Here is a 16,478-nt window from a genome sequence, read left to right as displayed (position 1 = left end):
CGGCGCCGCCGCTGGACCGTGTCTACGCCGTCACAGTCACAGCGTTCGGCTGGCGGACTGGTCGACCGGCACCCGGTCCTGCGGTTCACCGGGCGTGGCGCCGTCGGTGGCTTCGGCCATGGCCATGCCGTCACTGGAGCGTCGTACCCGACGGATTCCCGGAACCATCAGCAGCAGCGCAACGGGGACGGTCGACAGCGCCAACGCGATGGACAGCGTGGCCGAAGTTCCTGCGTGTTCGGAAAGCGGGCCGGCTGCCGCGTAGCCCAGTGGAGCCACGACGAGCGAGATGAGCCAGTCGTAGGAGCTGATGCGCGATACGACATTCTCGGGAATCAGCTGCTGCATCGATGTCACCCACAGTTCGTTGAGTACCGTCATCCCGGCAGCGGTGACCGCAACAGCCGCCACGATGACGGGCAACGGTGACGGGCCGAACAGGACGATGATCTGCAATCCGCTGAGCAGCAGTGCCAGATGGCCCGCAACGAGCGGGCGCTTGGGCCGCCACGAGGCAACGAAGAGACCGCCCACCAGGGAGCCGCACGCCATCGAGGTTGCCACCATGCCCCAGCTCGACGGGCTGCCGGTGTGCCGCGTGACGATGACGGGCCCGAGCACCAGGAAGATCGAGTAGCCGACGTTCCATACGGCATGCGCGGCCAGCCCGGCGACGTACCACGGCCTGGAGACCATCTCGCGCCATCCGTGCACGATGTCCTGGATCAGACGGCCGCCCTTGGCGGGTATGCGCTTCGGCAGCTTGACGAGGGTCAGCGTGACGACACTCACCCCGAAGGTGGCGGCGTCGACGAGGTAGGCGATGCCCGGCTCAGCGACGGAGGCGATCACACCGCCGAGCGCGGGGCCGACGACACCGGCGCTACTGAGCGACATGCCCATCAGGGCATTGGCCTGCTGGAGTCGCCCCGCCGTGACGGTCTGCGGTACGAGGCCGGTCATCGCCGGCTTCGACACGGCGGCACCCGCGCCGTAGAAGACGGCTGCGACCAGCAGCGCTGTGACGCTGCCGTGCCCCGTCAGCAGCAGAATGCCGACGATCGTCTGTACTACGGCGAGCGTGAGGTCGGAGCCGACCAGCATCATCTGCCGGGGCAGCCGGTCGGCTAGCGCACCGCCGAGCACGAGCAGGGCGACGCGTGCGACCGTCGTGACGGCGAGGACCACACCGATGTCGGAGGCGGAACCCCCGACCGACAGGATGGCGAAGATCAGCGTGACCGGCATGACGGCATCGCCGAACGCCGATGCCGTGCGGCCGATCCAGAGATACCGGAAGGATCGCTCCGTAAGCGCGTTGAAGGGCAACCTCGATGTGCCCGCCCCATCGCCGGCCTTGCGTTCGGATCTGGTCACAGGGGAATGCCCTCGTCTGCTGGGGAGCGGGGATCAAGTGAAAGCCGGGCCGCCAACGAGACGAGCGAGTCGAGCAGAGCGGCGACGGTCGCCCGATCGAAGAGCTCTGTCAGGTAGGTCACGCTGAACTCAAGCTCGCCGTCCGCCTCGTGGGCGGTCACCTCGATCTCGTATTTCGCCATGAGCGTCTCAAGTGGGCGCAGCCGGGTCGGGACGCCGAGGTCGGGTGGACGGGCCGCGGCGTCCGCCCACGCCACGTAGACGGGAGTGAGGGCAGGGCGGCTGAGATCACGGTCCGGGTGCAGCGCCGCGACGATGTCGTTGAACGGGACGTCCGCGTTGCGATAGCTGACGGCGGCCGCGGCAGCGACCCGCTCCAGCACGGTGCGCCAGGTCGGCTCACCACGCAGGTCCACCCGGATCGGCACGGTGTTGACCGCCATCTCCACGGCCGCGTCCGCGGACCCGCCCTCCCGCTGCGACCACGGGAACACGAACACGAAGTCCCGCTGACGGCTCTTGGCGGCCAGACTGACGGCGGTGAGCGCGACGGTGGCCAGGAACGGGCTACACCCGGCCTCGGCCGCGCTTCTGCGGAACCTGGCGGTGGCTTGCGAGTCGAGCCGCCGATGCAGTGTCGCGGCGGTGATGGACTGGGTCCGGCCGCGCGGGCGGTCGTGCGGCAGTGCCACGTCGGTCGGGGCGCCGACGAGCACGGCCACGGCGTCGGCCACCCGCTCCGCGACTGCCGCCTCGGCGGCCGGGGACGTCGCGGGATGGACCGCCGGGGGCAGCGGGTCACCGCGGTAGGCGGTGGCGATCTGGTCCAGCAGCATCTGCTGCGAGCGCCCGTCGACGACGATGTGGTGCGCGCACAGCACGAACACGCAGGAGCTGTCTCCGAGCAGCAGGATCTCCGCCCGGGCAGGCGCCTCGTTCGCGAGGTCGAAGGGCGTCCAGCACAGCGCCGCGACATGTTCGGCAACCGCCTCCTGCGACCATGCGGCCGCGTCCGTCACGTTCGTGACGGCCGACGGTCCGTCCGTGCGGTACGTGACCTGCCGGCGCTTGCGGTCCAGCCGGAATCGCGACCGCAGGGCCGGGTGGTGGGCCAGCACCGCGTCCAGGGCCGCGGCGAGTGCCTCGGTGTCGATCGTTCCGGTCACCTCCACCACTGCAGGCACCAGATAGGCAGCGCGCAGGGCCCGGATGCGATCGAGCAGCCACAGTCGCTGCTGCACGGACCCGGCGACGCGCACCTGGTCCTCGTGCCCCGTCGGCACGTCAGGTCCAGGTACGACCCCGCCGGCTCCGGTGGCAGGGGCAGGAGAAGGAGCAGGCGCCTCAGCCAGCAGGGCCGCCAGCCCCGCCACGGTCGGGTTGCCGAAGAAGTCCCGGGGACGGACCGTACGACCCAGTGTCCGCTGCGCCCGGGCGAGCATGGTCACAGCCAGCAGCGAATTGCCGCCGAGCCCGAAGAAGTTGTCCTCGGCGCGCGGGTCGCCGGCCGCCGTACCGCTCACTTCGGACAGCGCAGCGCGGAACAGGGCGGCCGCCTGCTGAAGACGGGGGTCGTCTGCAGCTCCGGTATCCGCGGCCGGCACCTGCCCGTCGCCGTCGAAGGACTCCCGTTCCGGCGATGCCAGGGGCCCATGGGGCACGGGCAGCGAGGAGAGCATGCGGTCCGGGTCGGCGATCGCCTGCCGCAGCACGGCAAGGAAGTCCTCGGCGAATCGCTCGCCCAGCTCCGCCGGGTACCGGTCGGTGGCCACTTCGAGCGTGCCAAGCGCGCCCTGCCCGGCGGCTTCGATGGTGAGAAGGACGTCAAACTTCGCGGTGCCCGTCGGCAGCAGTTCCGGAGGTGCCCACCGCACGGGCTCCGGCAGCGCTGGCGCGGGCATGTTCTGGAACGCGAATCCCGCGTCGACCAGGGTCTGGTGGCCACGCCCGCTGCGTGCCGCTGCGACCGCGGTGAGCCGGTCGAACGGCAGCCGCTGGTGGGTCAGAGTGGCGAACGCCTCGGCCCGGGTGCTGCGCAGCAGCTCACGGAACGTCTGTCCGCCGTCGGTCTTGCAGTGCAGGGGCACCGTGTTGACGAAGAACCCGATCAGCCGCTCTAGGGCCGGATGGGGGCGGTTCGCCGTCACGGTGCCGACCACGAACTCCCGCTGTCCCGCATAGCGGCGCAGGGTTTCGGCATAAGCGGCGAGGAACACGACGAATGGGGTCGCCCGGGACTGCTTGGCGAGCTGCTCGGCAGCCGACACGGTCTCCGCGTCGATCTGGAAGGTGAGATGACTGCCGGGGCGGTCCCCCTCCAAAAGGGGGCCCGTGGTGCGCCGCGCGCCGCCGAGGCGCAGCGGCGCGGGTACCGCGAGCAGGGCGTCCGCCCGGTCGGCGAGCGGCGTCTCCAGCGCGGAGCCGCCGAGCGCCTCGCGGTCCCACACCGCGTAGTCGGCGTACTGGACGGGCAACGGCGGCAGTTCGGGCGTGCGGCCGTCCAGCGCGGCCTGGTAGGACTCGGCCAGCTCCTCGAAGAGCGCTGCCAGGGACCAGCCGTCCACCGCGATGTGGTGGATCACGAGCAGGACCGCGCTGCAGCCCTGGGCGCCGGGCCACACGACGCAGCGCAGGGGCGGCTTGGTGGCGAGATCCAGCGGCGTGCGTGCTCTACGCAGAGCGTCCTGCCGGACATCCGCCCAGCGGTCCGTACCGTGGACTACCTCGATGTCGGCCCGGCCCCTGTTCCCGACGACCTGGACCACGCGCTCGCCGTCCAGACGGTACGTGGTGCGCAGGACTTCATGGCGTGCGGTGATTGCGTCGAGTGCGGTCCGCAGCGCGGTGACGTCGACGCGTTCCGACCAGCGCATCAGGAGCGGCACGTGATAGGTCGGCGACCCCGGGGCGGTGGCGTCGATCAGCCAGAGCCGTTCCTGCGCCAGGGACAGCGGGGCGACCGTCAGCCCGGTCCTGGTCAGCTCGGTCGTGGGGGAGGCGGGCACGCTCGTCACGATGCAGTCACCTCGCGCACGGGCACAGTGCCGGCGAACTCGCCCAGAGTGTCGGCCAGGAGCAGCTCGGCCGCGTCGGCGGCCGCTTTCAGCCGTTCGGCGATGCGCGAGACGACCTGCACCGCGAGAATGGAGTTTCCTCCGAGATCGATGAAGTTGTCCTTGGCGGACACCTCGGTCAGTCCGAGGACATCGGCGACGACCGGGCCGACCAGCGCAAAGGCTGCCGAGTCGCCCGTTGTTTCACTCGCCGGGCCGGCCGCCGCCGCGGGTGGCGGTGGCGGTGGTGGCACGGACAGAGCCGCGAGCATGGCTTTGCGGTCGGCCTTGCCGGTGGGCCCGAGCGGGACCTGGTCGAGCACGGTCCAGCGGGTCGGAATCATGTAGGAAGGTAGGCGGTCCGCCAGCAACGTACGTAGTTCGGTGCCGAGTTCGCCCGCTTCGGCATCGGTGCCGGCTGCGGGCAGGACGAATCCGACGAGCGCGGCGGACGGGCCCTCGCCCACTTTCTCCACGAAGGCGGCCTCGGCACGTCCGGTGGCCTGCGCGGCCTGTTCGATCTCCTCCAGCTCGATCCGAAAGCCGCGGACCTTGACCTGCCGGTCCCGGCGGCCGAGTACCTCCAGCGCGCCGCACGGCAGTTCGCGGACCAGGTCGCCGGTCCGGTAGACCGTCTCGCCGGACCGCGGGTCGGTGACGAACCGCTCCTCGGTCAGCTCGGGCTGCCCGAGGTAGCCCACGGCGACTCCGGGCCCGCCGATGCACAGTTCACCTATGGTGCCGGGCGGGACCGGCCCCAGCTCCTCGTCGAGTACCTGGAGCGTGGTGCGCTGCAGGGCGAATCCGATTGGCACGCGTTCCAGGCCGCGCAGGCTGTCCGGCGTGCAGGTGTACGAGGCGGCGAAGGTGGTCGTCTCCGTCGGGCCGTATCCGTTGACCAGCCGGCTGGGCGGGTCGGCGGCGAGAATACGGCGGACGGCGCCCATGTCGAGCTGTTCGCCGCCGACCACGAGGTTCTTCAGGGTGGCGAAGGCGCTGGGGCGCTCTCTGGCCAGCGTGTGGAACAAGGAGGTGGTGAGGAACATCGTGGTGATCGACTGGTCCGACAGCTGCGCGATCCAGTCGTCGACGGGCATTTCGGCCGGAGTGGGCAGTACGACGACCGTGGCTCCCGCGGCCAGCGTGCTCCACACCTCGAAGGTAGTCGCGTCGAAAGCAGGGTTCGCGAGACTGGCGACCCGGTCGCCGGGCCCGATCGGGCAGTACTCCGCTTCGAGTACGAGCCGCGCGACGGCCCGGTGGGGTACGACGACTCCCTTGGGCCGGCCCGTCGATCCGGAGGTGAAGCACACATAGGCGGCGTCATCCCAGTCCCGCGGGACGTATGTGAAGGCGGGATGTCCGTCCCCGGAAGCGGCCTGTGGCACGGTCAGTGTCGGCACGTGCCCGGGAAGGCGGGTGAGCCAGTCCCCGGTGCCTGCTTGCCCACCGAAATCGGAGCCGACCACGACCAAGGACGCACGCGATTCGGCGAGCACGGTGGCGATGCGTTCCCGGGGGGCGTGCGGATCGAGCGGGACATAGGCGGCTCCCGCTCGGAGAATCCCGAGAAATGCGACAACGAGGTCAATGGAGGGAGCTGCGGCGGTGGCCACGAGATCCCCCGGCCGGGTACCTCTGACGGCGAGCTCACCGGCCAACCTTCCTGCGCGGTCCCATAGTTCGGCGTACGTTAGAGAATTCTCGTGTGCGGCCTCGCTGACGGCGCAGGCCGTTGGATGGCGCTCCACCCAACGGGCTATCAGATCGTGCACGCCAGGGCGTTCTTGGCCAGTCGGAGTTGACCAAAGATTGGGCATACCTATTTCCTCAGCACGACGACGAGTTGTCCTTGTGGGATCACACAAATCGATGCAGTCTGGCGATCATGATCCAGCACTGCCATAAGACGCGTCAGACGCCCTCAAAGTCAAGGCGGACAGGGCTGATTGCCCGGTTCCGAACATCCTGAGGCGTTTGGGTGGGGGTAACTGGGCTCCATGCTAAGCGAGTTGGCTGGAGGAACCCACAACGGCGTGGATCCAACCGGATTGTGCTCTTCGCCATACTCCCTGGACCATATTGTGAGACCGGCTGTATGATCACCGTGTCGCCCAGCCTGAATGGCCTGCCCGATGGATGCTCAGGCGCCAATTCCCCCGGCGTCCGAACGGGGGGCTTCTCCGCAACTCTCGATCGTCGTACTCTCGGGGCGGTTTCGAGCCCGCCTCACTTTGGCACCCCATCGCCGGCCGCCCCACGCCAATGCCATGTTCTTCATCCCCGGAGGGTTTCCTTGTCGCGCAATCTGACGGAACGTCAGGTCTCTGTCCTTTCTGATGAGTTCAACCTCGCCGACGGTCACGCCTATCGGAAGTGGAACGCCGCGGAACAGGCCATTCTGGACACCACTCCAGCCATGTTCCGTCAGCTCGACCGGCGTCAGCAGAGCGCGATCGAATCCACCTACTTCGAGACGTTCTTCTCGCTCGCCCAGCAGATGTTGAACACGTCCCATTTTGAGCGATTTCCGTGCTTCACCGCCTCCGGTGGCATCGAGATAATTGCCAACTATCTACGCCTGAATAACCTGTCGGCCACGCTCATAGAGCCGTGCTTCGACAACCTCAAGGACATCCTCAAGCGCCACCAGATTCCGCTGAGCCCCTTCCCGGACGACCTCCTGGAGGCCGAAGGGGAGGTGCTGGACGCCTTCCTGGCGCAGATGACGACCGACGTCCTGTTCATCGTCAGCCCGAACAACCCCACGGGCGCTACGGCCGGCAAGGAGAACTTCGCCCGGATCGTCGACTTCTGCGCCCGGCAGAACAAGACGCTCATCCTCGACGCCTGCTTCCGGTTCTACCTCCCGGACGGCGAGGTGTACGACCAGTACGCGATGCTGGCCGACGCCGACGTCGACTGCATCGTCATCGAGGACACGGGCAAGACGTGGCCCACTCTGGAGCTGAAGGGGCCCTTCATCTCCGTGTCCGACCGTCTGATCGACCCGATCGCCCACATCAACTCGGACTTCCTGCTCCATGTGTCGCCCTTCGCCATCGGGCTGATGACGGACTTCCTGAACCTGTCCATCGCCGACAACCGTGGACACTTCCGAGCCGTGGCCGCCGAGAACCGCGCCACGCTCTACGTCGAGCTGGCGCCCACCTTCCTGCAGCCGGTCGAGCGCCCGTACATGAGCGTCTCCTGGCTGAAGATCAACGCGGACATCCCGGCCGTCACCCTGACCGAACTGCTCGGAAAGGAGGGCGTGTACGTCCTGCCGGGCAACCAGTTCTTCTGGACCGACCAGGCCTTGGGAGACACCTACCTGCGGGTCGCTCTGATGCGTGACCCGAAGATGTTCAAGCAGGCCGCCGCGTGTCTGTCCGAGGCCCTCCAGCGCCTTGCCGTGCCCGCCGCCTCGTGAACGAGCGATCCGCCGGCCATTGGCTGCACTCCTGGAACCCTGATGGCCGCACGCGCTTGCGTGAAGCCCGGGTCGAGGACGACGTGCGCGAGGCCCTGCAGAACGTGCGTGTCCACCGGCCGGATATCGAACAGCGTAAGCGGATGCTCGAGTTGAGCGATGAGGTCGGAGTCCAGGTGACCTTCCTCGGCTTTCCCGTCACCTCCGACTCCGAGCGCGAGCAGTGTGCCGAGCTCGTCGCCCACATAGGTGACCGCAAGCTGCGGCAGACGCCGGCGCTGATGGCCCGCGCGGTGCCGACGGATCTGGGGCCGCTCCTCGACATCCAGCAGCGGACATCAGTACGGATCGTGGCCGACCTGTACCTGAGCACCAGCCCGATCCGGGCCCGTGTCGAGCACTGGTCGGTGCCGGACATGCTTGGCCGGCTGGCGGATGTCGCCCGCCTCGCCGCAGCCGAGGACCTCGACTTCCGGATCGCCTTCGAGGACTCCACGCGTACGCCTCCCGACGTCCTGGCCGACTGTGTGAAGGCCGCCCTCGATGTCGGAGCCCGCTGCATCGTCCTCAACGACACCGCCGGCGACTGCCTGCCGGCCGGTGCCGCAGCGCACACGCGCTTCGTCGCCGAGCTGATCGAGCGGTCCGGCGCCGAGGCCGAACTCGCCTGGCACGGGCACAACGACAAGGGCCTCGCCCTGGCCAACTCCCTGGCCGCCATCGAGGCCGGTGCCGACCTGATCAGCGGAACCTTCACCGGCCTCGGGGAACGGACCGGCAATCTGGCTCTGGAACAGCTGCTCGTCGTCCTCGCCGACGCCGGCAACACCCAGTACGACGTGAGCAGACTCGTTGAGATGTGCGCGTCGGTCTCCGCCGCCACCCGCGTCCCGATCCCCTCGCATCTGCCCGTCGTTGGCGCCGACGCGTTCAGCACGTCCACGGGTACCCACGCCACGGCCGTGCTCAAGGCGCGGGCCCTCGGCGCGGACTTCGAGGACGTGGTCTACTCCGCAGTCAGCGCCGTCCGGCTCGGCAGGACACAGGAACTGCTCCTGGGCCCCAACAGCAGCCGGCCCGCTGTGAGCGCCGTTCTCGCCGAACTGTCCCTGCCCGGGACGGACGACGACATCGACGCATTGTTGCGCTACTGCAAGACCCACAACAGCACCCTGCGCACCCGCGACGACGTCCTGGGGGCCCTTCTCCCCACTGCGGCGCCGGAGCGGGCCGACAGCCTCGGACGGACAGCTGTGCCTTCGAGCCGAACCGGACGGAACTGACCGTGCGACTAGTGACCTATCGTCAGAAGAACGCCACCCGGCAGGACTCCTCGTCCGCCGCGGTACTCGTGGACGGCGCCGTCGCAGACATCGACGCCATCCTGGCGCTGAAGTCCCAACCGGCCGCAGCCGTCCGCAAGGATGCCTTCCGCTCCGTGGAAGACGTGCTGCTGGCCGGGGCACTCGACGACATCGCTGCCGCCGTGGCCTGGTTCCAGGACCACTGCGCGGCCTCCGCCGTACCCGACGGTGTCCTGCACGCACCGGACGCCATCGAGCTGCTGCCTCCCGTCCTGCGCCCCACCAAGGTCATCGGCGTGGGCATGAACTACCGCAGCTTCCTGGAACAGCTCGGCGAACCCGTACCGGACCACCCGACCCTGTTCCACAAGACCTCCTCCGCGCTGCGCGGGCACGGCCAGGCGGTCGTCATTCCTCCCAACACCGATCAGGCGGTACCCGAAGGGGAACTCGCCGTCATCATCGGTCGGCGGGCATCACGCATCAGCGTGGCCGAGGCAGACGACCACATCGCCGGATTCGCCTGCGCCAACGACATCAGCGCCCGCAACCTGGAGTTCCAGACCTCCCAGTGGACGAGCGGGAAGATGCTGGAGACCTTCGGCCCGCTGGGGCCCGCCCTGGTGACACGCGACGAGATCGCCGACGTCAACAACCTCCGGGTGCGCACCCTGCTGAACGGCCAGGTCATCCAGGAGGGCAACACCGGCTCCATGGTCTTCTCCGTCCAGGAGATCATCAGCCGGATCTCGATGCTGGTATCGCTCGAAGTGGGCGACGTCGTGCTCACCGGTACCCCGTCGGACCTCGGCGAAGTCGACCCGCCGGTGTTCCTCACCGCCCAGGACGTGATCCGGGTGGAGGTCGAAAGCGTCGGCGAACTGGAGAACCCGGTCATCGCCGGCCATTTGACGGAGCGCGATCGTTCCGTTCCGTTGTCCGTCCGAACCAACTAGGACTCAACATGCCCAACAACACTGCCGAGATCCGCTCGGTTTCCGTAGACGACACGATGGTCACGGTCACCTGGGGCGACGACCAGCAGAGCAGGTTCCACGGCCTGTGGCTGCGGGACAACTGCGCCTGCGAGGCGTGCGGTCCCCACGACCGGGGCAGTCGGCTCCAGCGGCTCCTCGACATTCCCGATGACATCGCTCCAGTCACGGCGTCTGTCGATGGCGCGGCGCTGCGGATCGTGTGGCCCGGCGCGGACACGCACGTGTCCGACTTCGACCCGGCCTGGCTTCGAGCGCACGCCTACAGCCCCAGGTCGGTACTTGAGAGCCACAATCCCGTCAGGACCATGTGGGACGGCAGCCTGAGCGAGTGGCCCGCCGTGGAGTGGGACCGTGTCCTCAGCGATGACGCCGAACGGCACCGTCTACACGCGAGCGTCTCCGAGGTCGGGTTCGTGCTCGTACGTGGCCTCGGCACCGGCCACGACGGCATCGAGAAGCTGGCGGAAGAGGTGGGCTACCTGCGGGAGACCCACTACGGCAAATTCTTCGACCTGATCACCCGGCCCAACCCGGTGATCCTCGCCGACCTCGCCGGCACGCTGCTCCCGCACACGGACGAGGCCTACCGCCGCGTCCCCACGGGCATCAACATGTTCCACTGCCTCAAGGCCAGCACCAACGGAGGCGTCTCCCAGCTTGTCGACGCCTTCTCAGTCGCCACGCAGCTCAAGGAACAGCACCCCGACGCCTTCGAGCTCCTCACCCGCGTCCCGGTCCGCCACGAGCGCCGGACCGAGGACCAGATCATCACGTCCGACCTCCCCGCGATCGTGTTGGACCACGACGGCGAGATCATCGAGGTCAGGCTCAACGAGCGGACGATGACCGCGATCTGCGTCGACGAAGAGCTCATGGCTCCCACCTACGCGGCCCTGCGGACGGCGTTCCGCATCGCCTACGACCCGGCCAACATGATCGAGTACCTGATGCAGCCCGGAGACGCGCTGCTCTTCGACAACCTGCGGGTGCTGCACGCGCGGACCGGCTACACCGGTGAGCGGCACATCCGGCAGTGCCAGGTCATGCGGGACGAGTTCTTCGCTCGGGGCGTGTCCCTCGGCGAGAAGGTCAACGCCCCGCGAAGCGTCCTGTCCTAGCGGCTGTCCGTGGCCTGGGCCCGCCCGCGCCGCCCGCGCTCTGTCGCGCCGGGCCGAGCGGCCGGGTCTGCCCAGGCCAAGGCAGGTCTCGCCCATGCCATGAGCAACACGGAGCCCGAATGAGCCACATCAGCAGGCGCCTGGACATATCGCACGCGCCGACCACACCCGCCCAGCGCCGCGACTGGAACGCCCACCACGCCAGAGCGGACAGCTCCTTCCTCCACCTCTCAGCGGTGTTCGCCATCGAGGGCCCGGCGGACGACAGCATTCTGGCCGCGGCGGTGGACCGGCTGGTGGAGCGTCACGAGGCTCTCCGTACCCGGTTCGACGATTCCGGGGGAACTCTCGTCCAGGCAATCGCGCCGGCCTCCTGGTCCAGCAGCCCGCGGCTGGAGGTCCGCACAGAGCAGATGGCCGGAACCGCGAAGTCCTGGCTCGCGGACTTCGTCGGGCGCCCCTTCGATCTTTCCGCCGAGGCACCCTTCCGTGTGGGCCTGCTCATCGGCGACGATGGCGGGCGCACCCTGGCCCTCGTTGCGCACCACATCGTCTCCGACCAGCTCAGCCTTGGTGTCGCGGTGCGTGACCTGAGCGAACTCATCACGGCGCAGACCGAGCACCGGTGTTCCGAACTGCCTCATCTTGCAGTGCAGTTCGCCGACTACGCCACGTGGTTCGACGGCCGGCTGGCGGACGGGGGCTTCGCCCGCAACTTCGACTTCTGGCAGCGCCAGCTCGACGACGCACCCACCTCCACGCATCTCCCGGTGCGGGCTACCCCGTCGATGACCGCGGCGGAATTCGTGCAGCCAATCGGTGGCTCCGCAGCCGCTGAACTGCCCCCGTGCGCTGCGCAGTTGGGCACCACGCCATACGTAGTCCTGCTATCGGCCTTCTCCGCCGCGCTGTCCCGGCTCACCGGCTGCAAGGACCAGGTCTTCCAGTGCGGCTACGCCAACCGGCGGTCCTCCGCGCTGCGGCACGGCGTCGGCAGGTTCTCCAACAACATGGCCCTGCGGATCCACGGTTCCGGGGTCCAGGACGCAACGGCCCACGTGCGGGCCACACACGCGGTGGCGATGCAGACCTACGCCAACGCCGTGGTCTCCCTGGACGCCGTGAACGAGGCCGGTGTCCTTCGCCAGCAGTACACGCCGAACCCGTCCAACGCGGTGGCCTTCCAGCTGGTCGACGGCGTCGGCGAGCTCCTGCATATACCGGGCTGCGTCGTACGGCCCGTGCCGACCGAGCCCTCCGCGATCAAGGACCTGCTGAACGTGGCGGTCGAACGTAACGCCCAAGAGCTGACCCTGCACGCCGTCTACAACCCCATGGCCCTCGATCCCGGCTGGATTCGCTCCCTCGCCGGGGCCTTCACCGACCAGCTCGACCGACTGATGACCGGGAGCCCGGCATGACTGCGACGGCACCGCGCCTGCATGAGGTGGTGGAAGCGACGGCCTGCCGGAATCCGCAGGCGGTGGCCCTGGAGACGGCCGACGGCGACACGCTCACCTATGCGTCTCTGGTCGCCCAGGCCGAGCGTGTCTGCCGCTTTGTCGAGACGAAGCATGGCGAGATCCCGGAGCGCATCGGACTCGTGGGCGCGAAGAGCGCGCGTTCCTATGTCGCCTATCTCGCGATTCTGCGGCTGGGGGCGACGGTCGTGCCCATGAACAACTCCGTCCCGCCGGACCGGCTGAGGCTCATCGCCGATGCGGCCGGCCTCGAACTCGTGCTGACCGACAGTGCCGATGGTGCGGTCGGTGAACTGGCGGAGCAGGACGCCCTCACGGTCCTGGAGATCCCCGAGCTCGGCGTCGACGCCGAGCTGCACGGGCCGTCCGGCCCCCGGGTGTCTCGTGGCGGCCCCGACCGACCGGCCTATGTGCTGTTCACCTCGGGGAGCACCGGCCGCCCCAAGGGTGTGCCCGTCTCCCACGCCAATGCGCTGAGTTTCGTCGAGTACAACATCGCCCGGTACGGCGTCGGTCCCGGCGACCGGATGACCCAGACCTTCGACCTCTCCTTCGACGTCTCCGTATACGACCTGTTCGTCGCCTGGGGCTCCGGCGCGACGCTGGTGGCACCCGGCGCGATGGACATGATGCACCCTGCCCGGTGGGTCACCGAGCGAGCCATCACGCACTGGACGTCGGTGCCGTCGGTCGTTTCCGCGGCCATGGGACTCGGTGAACTCGCCCCCGACTGCATGCCGTCGCTCCGGCTCAGCCTGTTCATCGGCGAGCAGCTGACATACGAGCAGGCGGAGGCGTGGAAGCACGCGGCCTCCTCGGGTGCGGTCGAGAACTTCTACGGCCCCACGGAACTGACGGTCGCGGTCAGCGCCTACCGACTGGCCGACGACATCACCGACTGGCCCAGGACCGCCAACCGGACGATCCCCATCGGACAGGTTTACGAGCACCTCGAAGCCGTCGTCGTCGCGGACGGTGAGACCGCGGACGAGGGTGAACTATGCGTGCGAGGACCACAGCGATTTGCGGGCTACCTCGATCGGGGTGACAACGCCGGCCGCTTCCTCACCCAGACCGGTGGGCGGTTCGAGACGGTGACCGACGCACACCCTCCGGCCATCGACAACTGGTACCGCACCGGGGACCTCGTCCGCCGAGACCCCAGCGGTGCGCTCGTCCATCTCGGTCGACTCGACGCGCAGGTCAAGATCCGCGGCTTCCGGGTCGAGCTACCGGAGATCGAGGGAGCACTGCGGCTTCACGCGAACGTCCTGGACGCCGCGGTCTTCGCGGTCCCGGGCCGGGCCGGCAGCCTGGAACTCGCCGCGTGCTTCGTTGGAGCGGCCAGAGATGCCCGTGAGCTGCGCAGCGAACTGTCCCGTAGCCTTCCCGCCTACATGATTCCGCGCCGGTTCCTTCACATGGAGAGCTTCCCGCTCACCGACAACGGCAAGGTCGACCGGCATGCCCTTGCCGAGCACATCACTTCGCTCCGTGCGACCCACACCGGAAAGGCCATCTAGATGACCCACCACATCATCACCCGCGACCACGTGCGGGCGACCGTGCGCAGCCACTGGGCAGACATTCTCGAAATCGAGGAAGGCGAGATCAACGACTCGTCCCACTTCTTCTCCGATGGCGGCGACTCGCTCCTGGCGGTCGAACTCTCCGCGGCGATCAGCGACGAGTTCCAGGCGGAGGTGCCGGTGGACCTGCTCTTCATGGACGCCGGCTTCAGCGCGTTCTGTGAAGCGGTGGCGGGCACGCTGTCGGACACAGGGGTGACGGCGTAACGCCGCCGAAAGGCAGACCGCCTGGAGCAGTACATTGTCGGCGGGGATGTGACACCGCCGTTCGAGGAGAAGAATGTCAGGATTTGCCGTGAGACCCGAACCCGTCCAGGTGCCGGGGCTGGTCCACATGCACACCGGGAAGGTGCGTGACCTCTACCGGAACGCTGCTGGTGAGCTGGTGATGGTGGCCAGCGACCGCACCTCCGTGTTCGACTGGGTGCTGCCGACGGAGATACCCGACAAGGGTCGCATCCTCACCCGACTTTCCCTCTGGTGGTTCGACCAGTTCGCCGACCTGATCCCACATCACGTGATCTCCACCGACGTTCCCGAAGGAGCGCCGGACGACTGGTTCGGCCGCACGATGGTCTGCCGGCCTCTGCGGATGGTCCCGGTCGAGTGTGTGGCCCGCGGCTATCTCGCCGGCTCGGGGCTGGCCGAGTACGAGGAGCACGGCACCGCCGGCGGCGTCGCACTGCCCGATGGTCTGGTGAGCGGCTCGGAGCTGCCGGATCCGATCTTCACCCCCGCGACCAAGGCCGCTGTCGGCGAGCATGACGAGAACATCACCTACGCCGACGCGGCAAGCATGGTCGGTGGCGACACCGCGAGCCTCCTCCGGCGCACGACCCTTGCGGTCTACAGCCGGGGGCGCGACATCGCTCGCGACTGCGGAATCCTCCTCGCGGACACCAAGTTCGAGTTCGGCTTCGACGGCGAGCAACTAGTCCTGGCCGATGAAGTGCTGACCCCGGACTGCTCACGCTTGTGGCCCGCGGAGCAGTGGGCACCCGGCAAGCCGCAGCCGTCGTTCGACAAGCAGTTCATCCGTGACTGGCTGACCTCCCCTGCCGTCGGCTGGGACCGCGGCGGCGAATTGGCGCCTCCCCCGCTTCCAACCAGGATCGTCGAGCAGTCCCGCGCCCGATATGTCGAGGCCTACGAGCGGCTCACCGGCACCGTCTGGTCGTAGTCCCTCCATTTCCACGTTGCGGTGGCCTCGTGACCGCACCCGCGCCCCCGGGCCGGATGCGGTTCAGATGATGATGCAGGCGAGTGGACCGGTCCGCCCAGCAGGCCCGTTCCGCGGACCGGGTCCGCCGCCCGGGCGTGAGGGCAGGCAGCGCGGACGGATCCTTCGGCCTCGAGGCGGTCAGACCTGGGTTCGTAGTACACGGTCCAGCCGTCCGGGAACCGGGGATGACATCAACGCTGTGGTGGACTTCCAGATCGAGCGGGTCCAGCTCGGAGATCGGGCGACCCACGGCCGCGGCCAACCGATGCCCGCCGAGTGCTGCCTCTGCTTGAGCCTGTGCTCCGGTCCGCACAGTCTCGGCACGCTGCCGTGCTTCGGCCGCGTGCTGATCACACCACCACCGTGCTCGGCCCCGAGCAGACCAAGGCCGGGGTTTGACCAAGGCCGGGTAGTTAGGGTTTGCCGGAAATCAAGCCGTCGCTTCCGGCTTCGAGGCTCGTTGTCGTGGTACGGGGAGTCCGGAGGGGATCGAGGCGGCATTGGCCGCGAAGTTCGATGCGTTGTTCCCGCACTTGGACGAGCGTCAGCGCCGTCTGGCTATAGGGGCGGAGGCGCGGTCACTGGGCCATGGCAGGATCCGGCTCGTCGGCCGCGCGACTGGGGTGCGTGAGGGCACCGTGTCGCGCGGGGTGACAGAACTGGACTCCGGTCAGGCGCCGTTGGGGCGGTCCGCCGGGTGGGCGGGGGCCGGACGAGATCGGTTACGAGGTGCTGTGCCGACGCCACCACCGGCGGCGGATGACGGCGGCCACCGCTCGTGCCGCCGCCATCTCGCCGGACGTCCTGCCGGTGGAAGCCTAGCCAGGTCGGCGAGGGTCATCCGCACCACCGTTCCCAACCCCAACGGGCGTGGACCACACAGGTGTTACTCCCCGGTTGCGG

The 16,478-nt window shown here is 68.5% G+C and carries 11 protein-coding genes and 2 pseudogenes; 10 read left to right on the top strand and 3 right to left on the bottom strand.

The window, feature by feature from the left end; all coding sequences use genetic code 11:
• Window positions 1-36: 36 nt before the first annotated feature.
• Genes OHA61_RS09095 through OHA61_RS09085 form a run of 3 tightly spaced genes read right to left on the bottom strand, consistent with a single transcriptional unit; the run spans window position 37 to window position 6,250 of the window.
• A complete protein-coding gene (locus tag OHA61_RS09095) occupies window positions 37-1,377 on the bottom strand; it encodes an MFS transporter (RefSeq protein ID WP_406302615.1) in 1,341 nt (446 codons plus the stop codon).
• Window positions 1,374-4,391, bottom strand: coding sequence for a condensation domain-containing protein (locus OHA61_RS09090; RefSeq protein ID WP_406302614.1), 3,018 nt, complete (start codon window positions 4,389-4,391; stop codon window positions 1,374-1,376). The genes OHA61_RS09095 and OHA61_RS09090 overlap by 4 nt, the downstream gene beginning before the upstream one ends.
• A complete protein-coding gene (locus tag OHA61_RS09085; protein WP_406302613.1) occupies window positions 4,388-6,250 on the bottom strand; it encodes a non-ribosomal peptide synthetase in 1,863 nt (620 codons plus the stop codon). Before OHA61_RS09085 ends, OHA61_RS09090 begins: the two co-directional genes overlap by 4 nt.
• 476 nt (window positions 6,251-6,726) lie before the next feature.
• Between OHA61_RS09085 and OHA61_RS09080 the strand changes: the two genes are divergently transcribed.
• From OHA61_RS09080 to OHA61_RS09035, 10 genes and pseudogenes are all read left to right on the top strand, one after another.
• The gene (locus OHA61_RS09080; protein ID WP_406302612.1) at window positions 6,727-7,863 is read left to right on the top strand and encodes a pyridoxal phosphate-dependent aminotransferase; all 1,137 of its coding nucleotides are present in this window, start codon (window positions 6,727-6,729) and stop codon (window positions 7,861-7,863) included.
• Window positions 7,815-9,146, top strand: a complete 1,332-nt coding sequence (locus OHA61_RS09075; protein WP_406302611.1) for a hypothetical protein — start codon at window positions 7,815-7,817, stop codon at window positions 9,144-9,146. Before OHA61_RS09080 ends, OHA61_RS09075 begins: the two co-directional genes overlap by 49 nt.
• Window positions 9,147-9,157: 11 nt before the next feature.
• Window positions 9,158-10,123, top strand: a complete 966-nt coding sequence (locus OHA61_RS09070; RefSeq protein ID WP_406302610.1) for a fumarylacetoacetate hydrolase family protein — start codon at window positions 9,158-9,160, stop codon at window positions 10,121-10,123.
• A gap of 8 nt (window positions 10,124-10,131) precedes the next feature.
• Window positions 10,132-11,283 (top strand): TauD/TfdA family dioxygenase, encoded by a 1,152-nt coding sequence (locus OHA61_RS09065; RefSeq protein WP_406302609.1) that lies wholly within the window; start codon window positions 10,132-10,134, stop codon window positions 11,281-11,283.
• Between the two features lie 119 nt (window positions 11,284-11,402).
• A complete protein-coding gene (locus OHA61_RS09060) occupies window positions 11,403-12,704 on the top strand; it encodes a condensation domain-containing protein (protein WP_406302608.1) in 1,302 nt (433 codons plus the stop codon).
• A complete protein-coding gene (locus tag OHA61_RS09055) occupies window positions 12,701-14,287 on the top strand; it encodes an amino acid adenylation domain-containing protein (protein ID WP_406302607.1) in 1,587 nt (528 codons plus the stop codon). The genes OHA61_RS09060 and OHA61_RS09055 overlap by 4 nt, the downstream gene beginning before the upstream one ends.
• On the top strand, window positions 14,288-14,560 hold the full coding sequence (locus OHA61_RS09050) for an acyl carrier protein (protein ID WP_406302606.1): 273 nt from the start codon (window positions 14,288-14,290) through the stop codon (window positions 14,558-14,560). It begins immediately after the preceding gene.
• A 73-nt stretch (window positions 14,561-14,633) separates the two neighbouring features.
• Window positions 14,634-15,533, top strand: coding sequence for a phosphoribosylaminoimidazolesuccinocarboxamide synthase (locus OHA61_RS09045; protein ID WP_406302605.1), 900 nt, complete (start codon window positions 14,634-14,636; stop codon window positions 15,531-15,533).
• 530 nt (window positions 15,534-16,063) lie between these two features.
• Window positions 16,064-16,293: pseudogene (locus tag OHA61_RS09040) on the top strand (ISAzo13 family transposase); the annotation flags it as partial.
• Window positions 16,278-16,397: pseudogene (locus OHA61_RS09035) on the top strand (thymidine kinase); the annotation flags it as partial. The pseudogenes OHA61_RS09040 and OHA61_RS09035, both read left to right, overlap by 16 nt.
• Between the last annotated feature and the right edge of the window lie 81 nt (window positions 16,398-16,478).

Source organism: Streptomyces sp. NBC_00885 (assembly GCF_045207475.1).
Classification (GTDB): Bacteria; Actinomycetota; Actinomycetes; order Streptomycetales; family Streptomycetaceae; genus Streptomyces.
The sequence above is the reverse complement of the archived record's forward strand: the minus strand, read 5'-3'. Positions and strand labels throughout refer to the sequence as shown.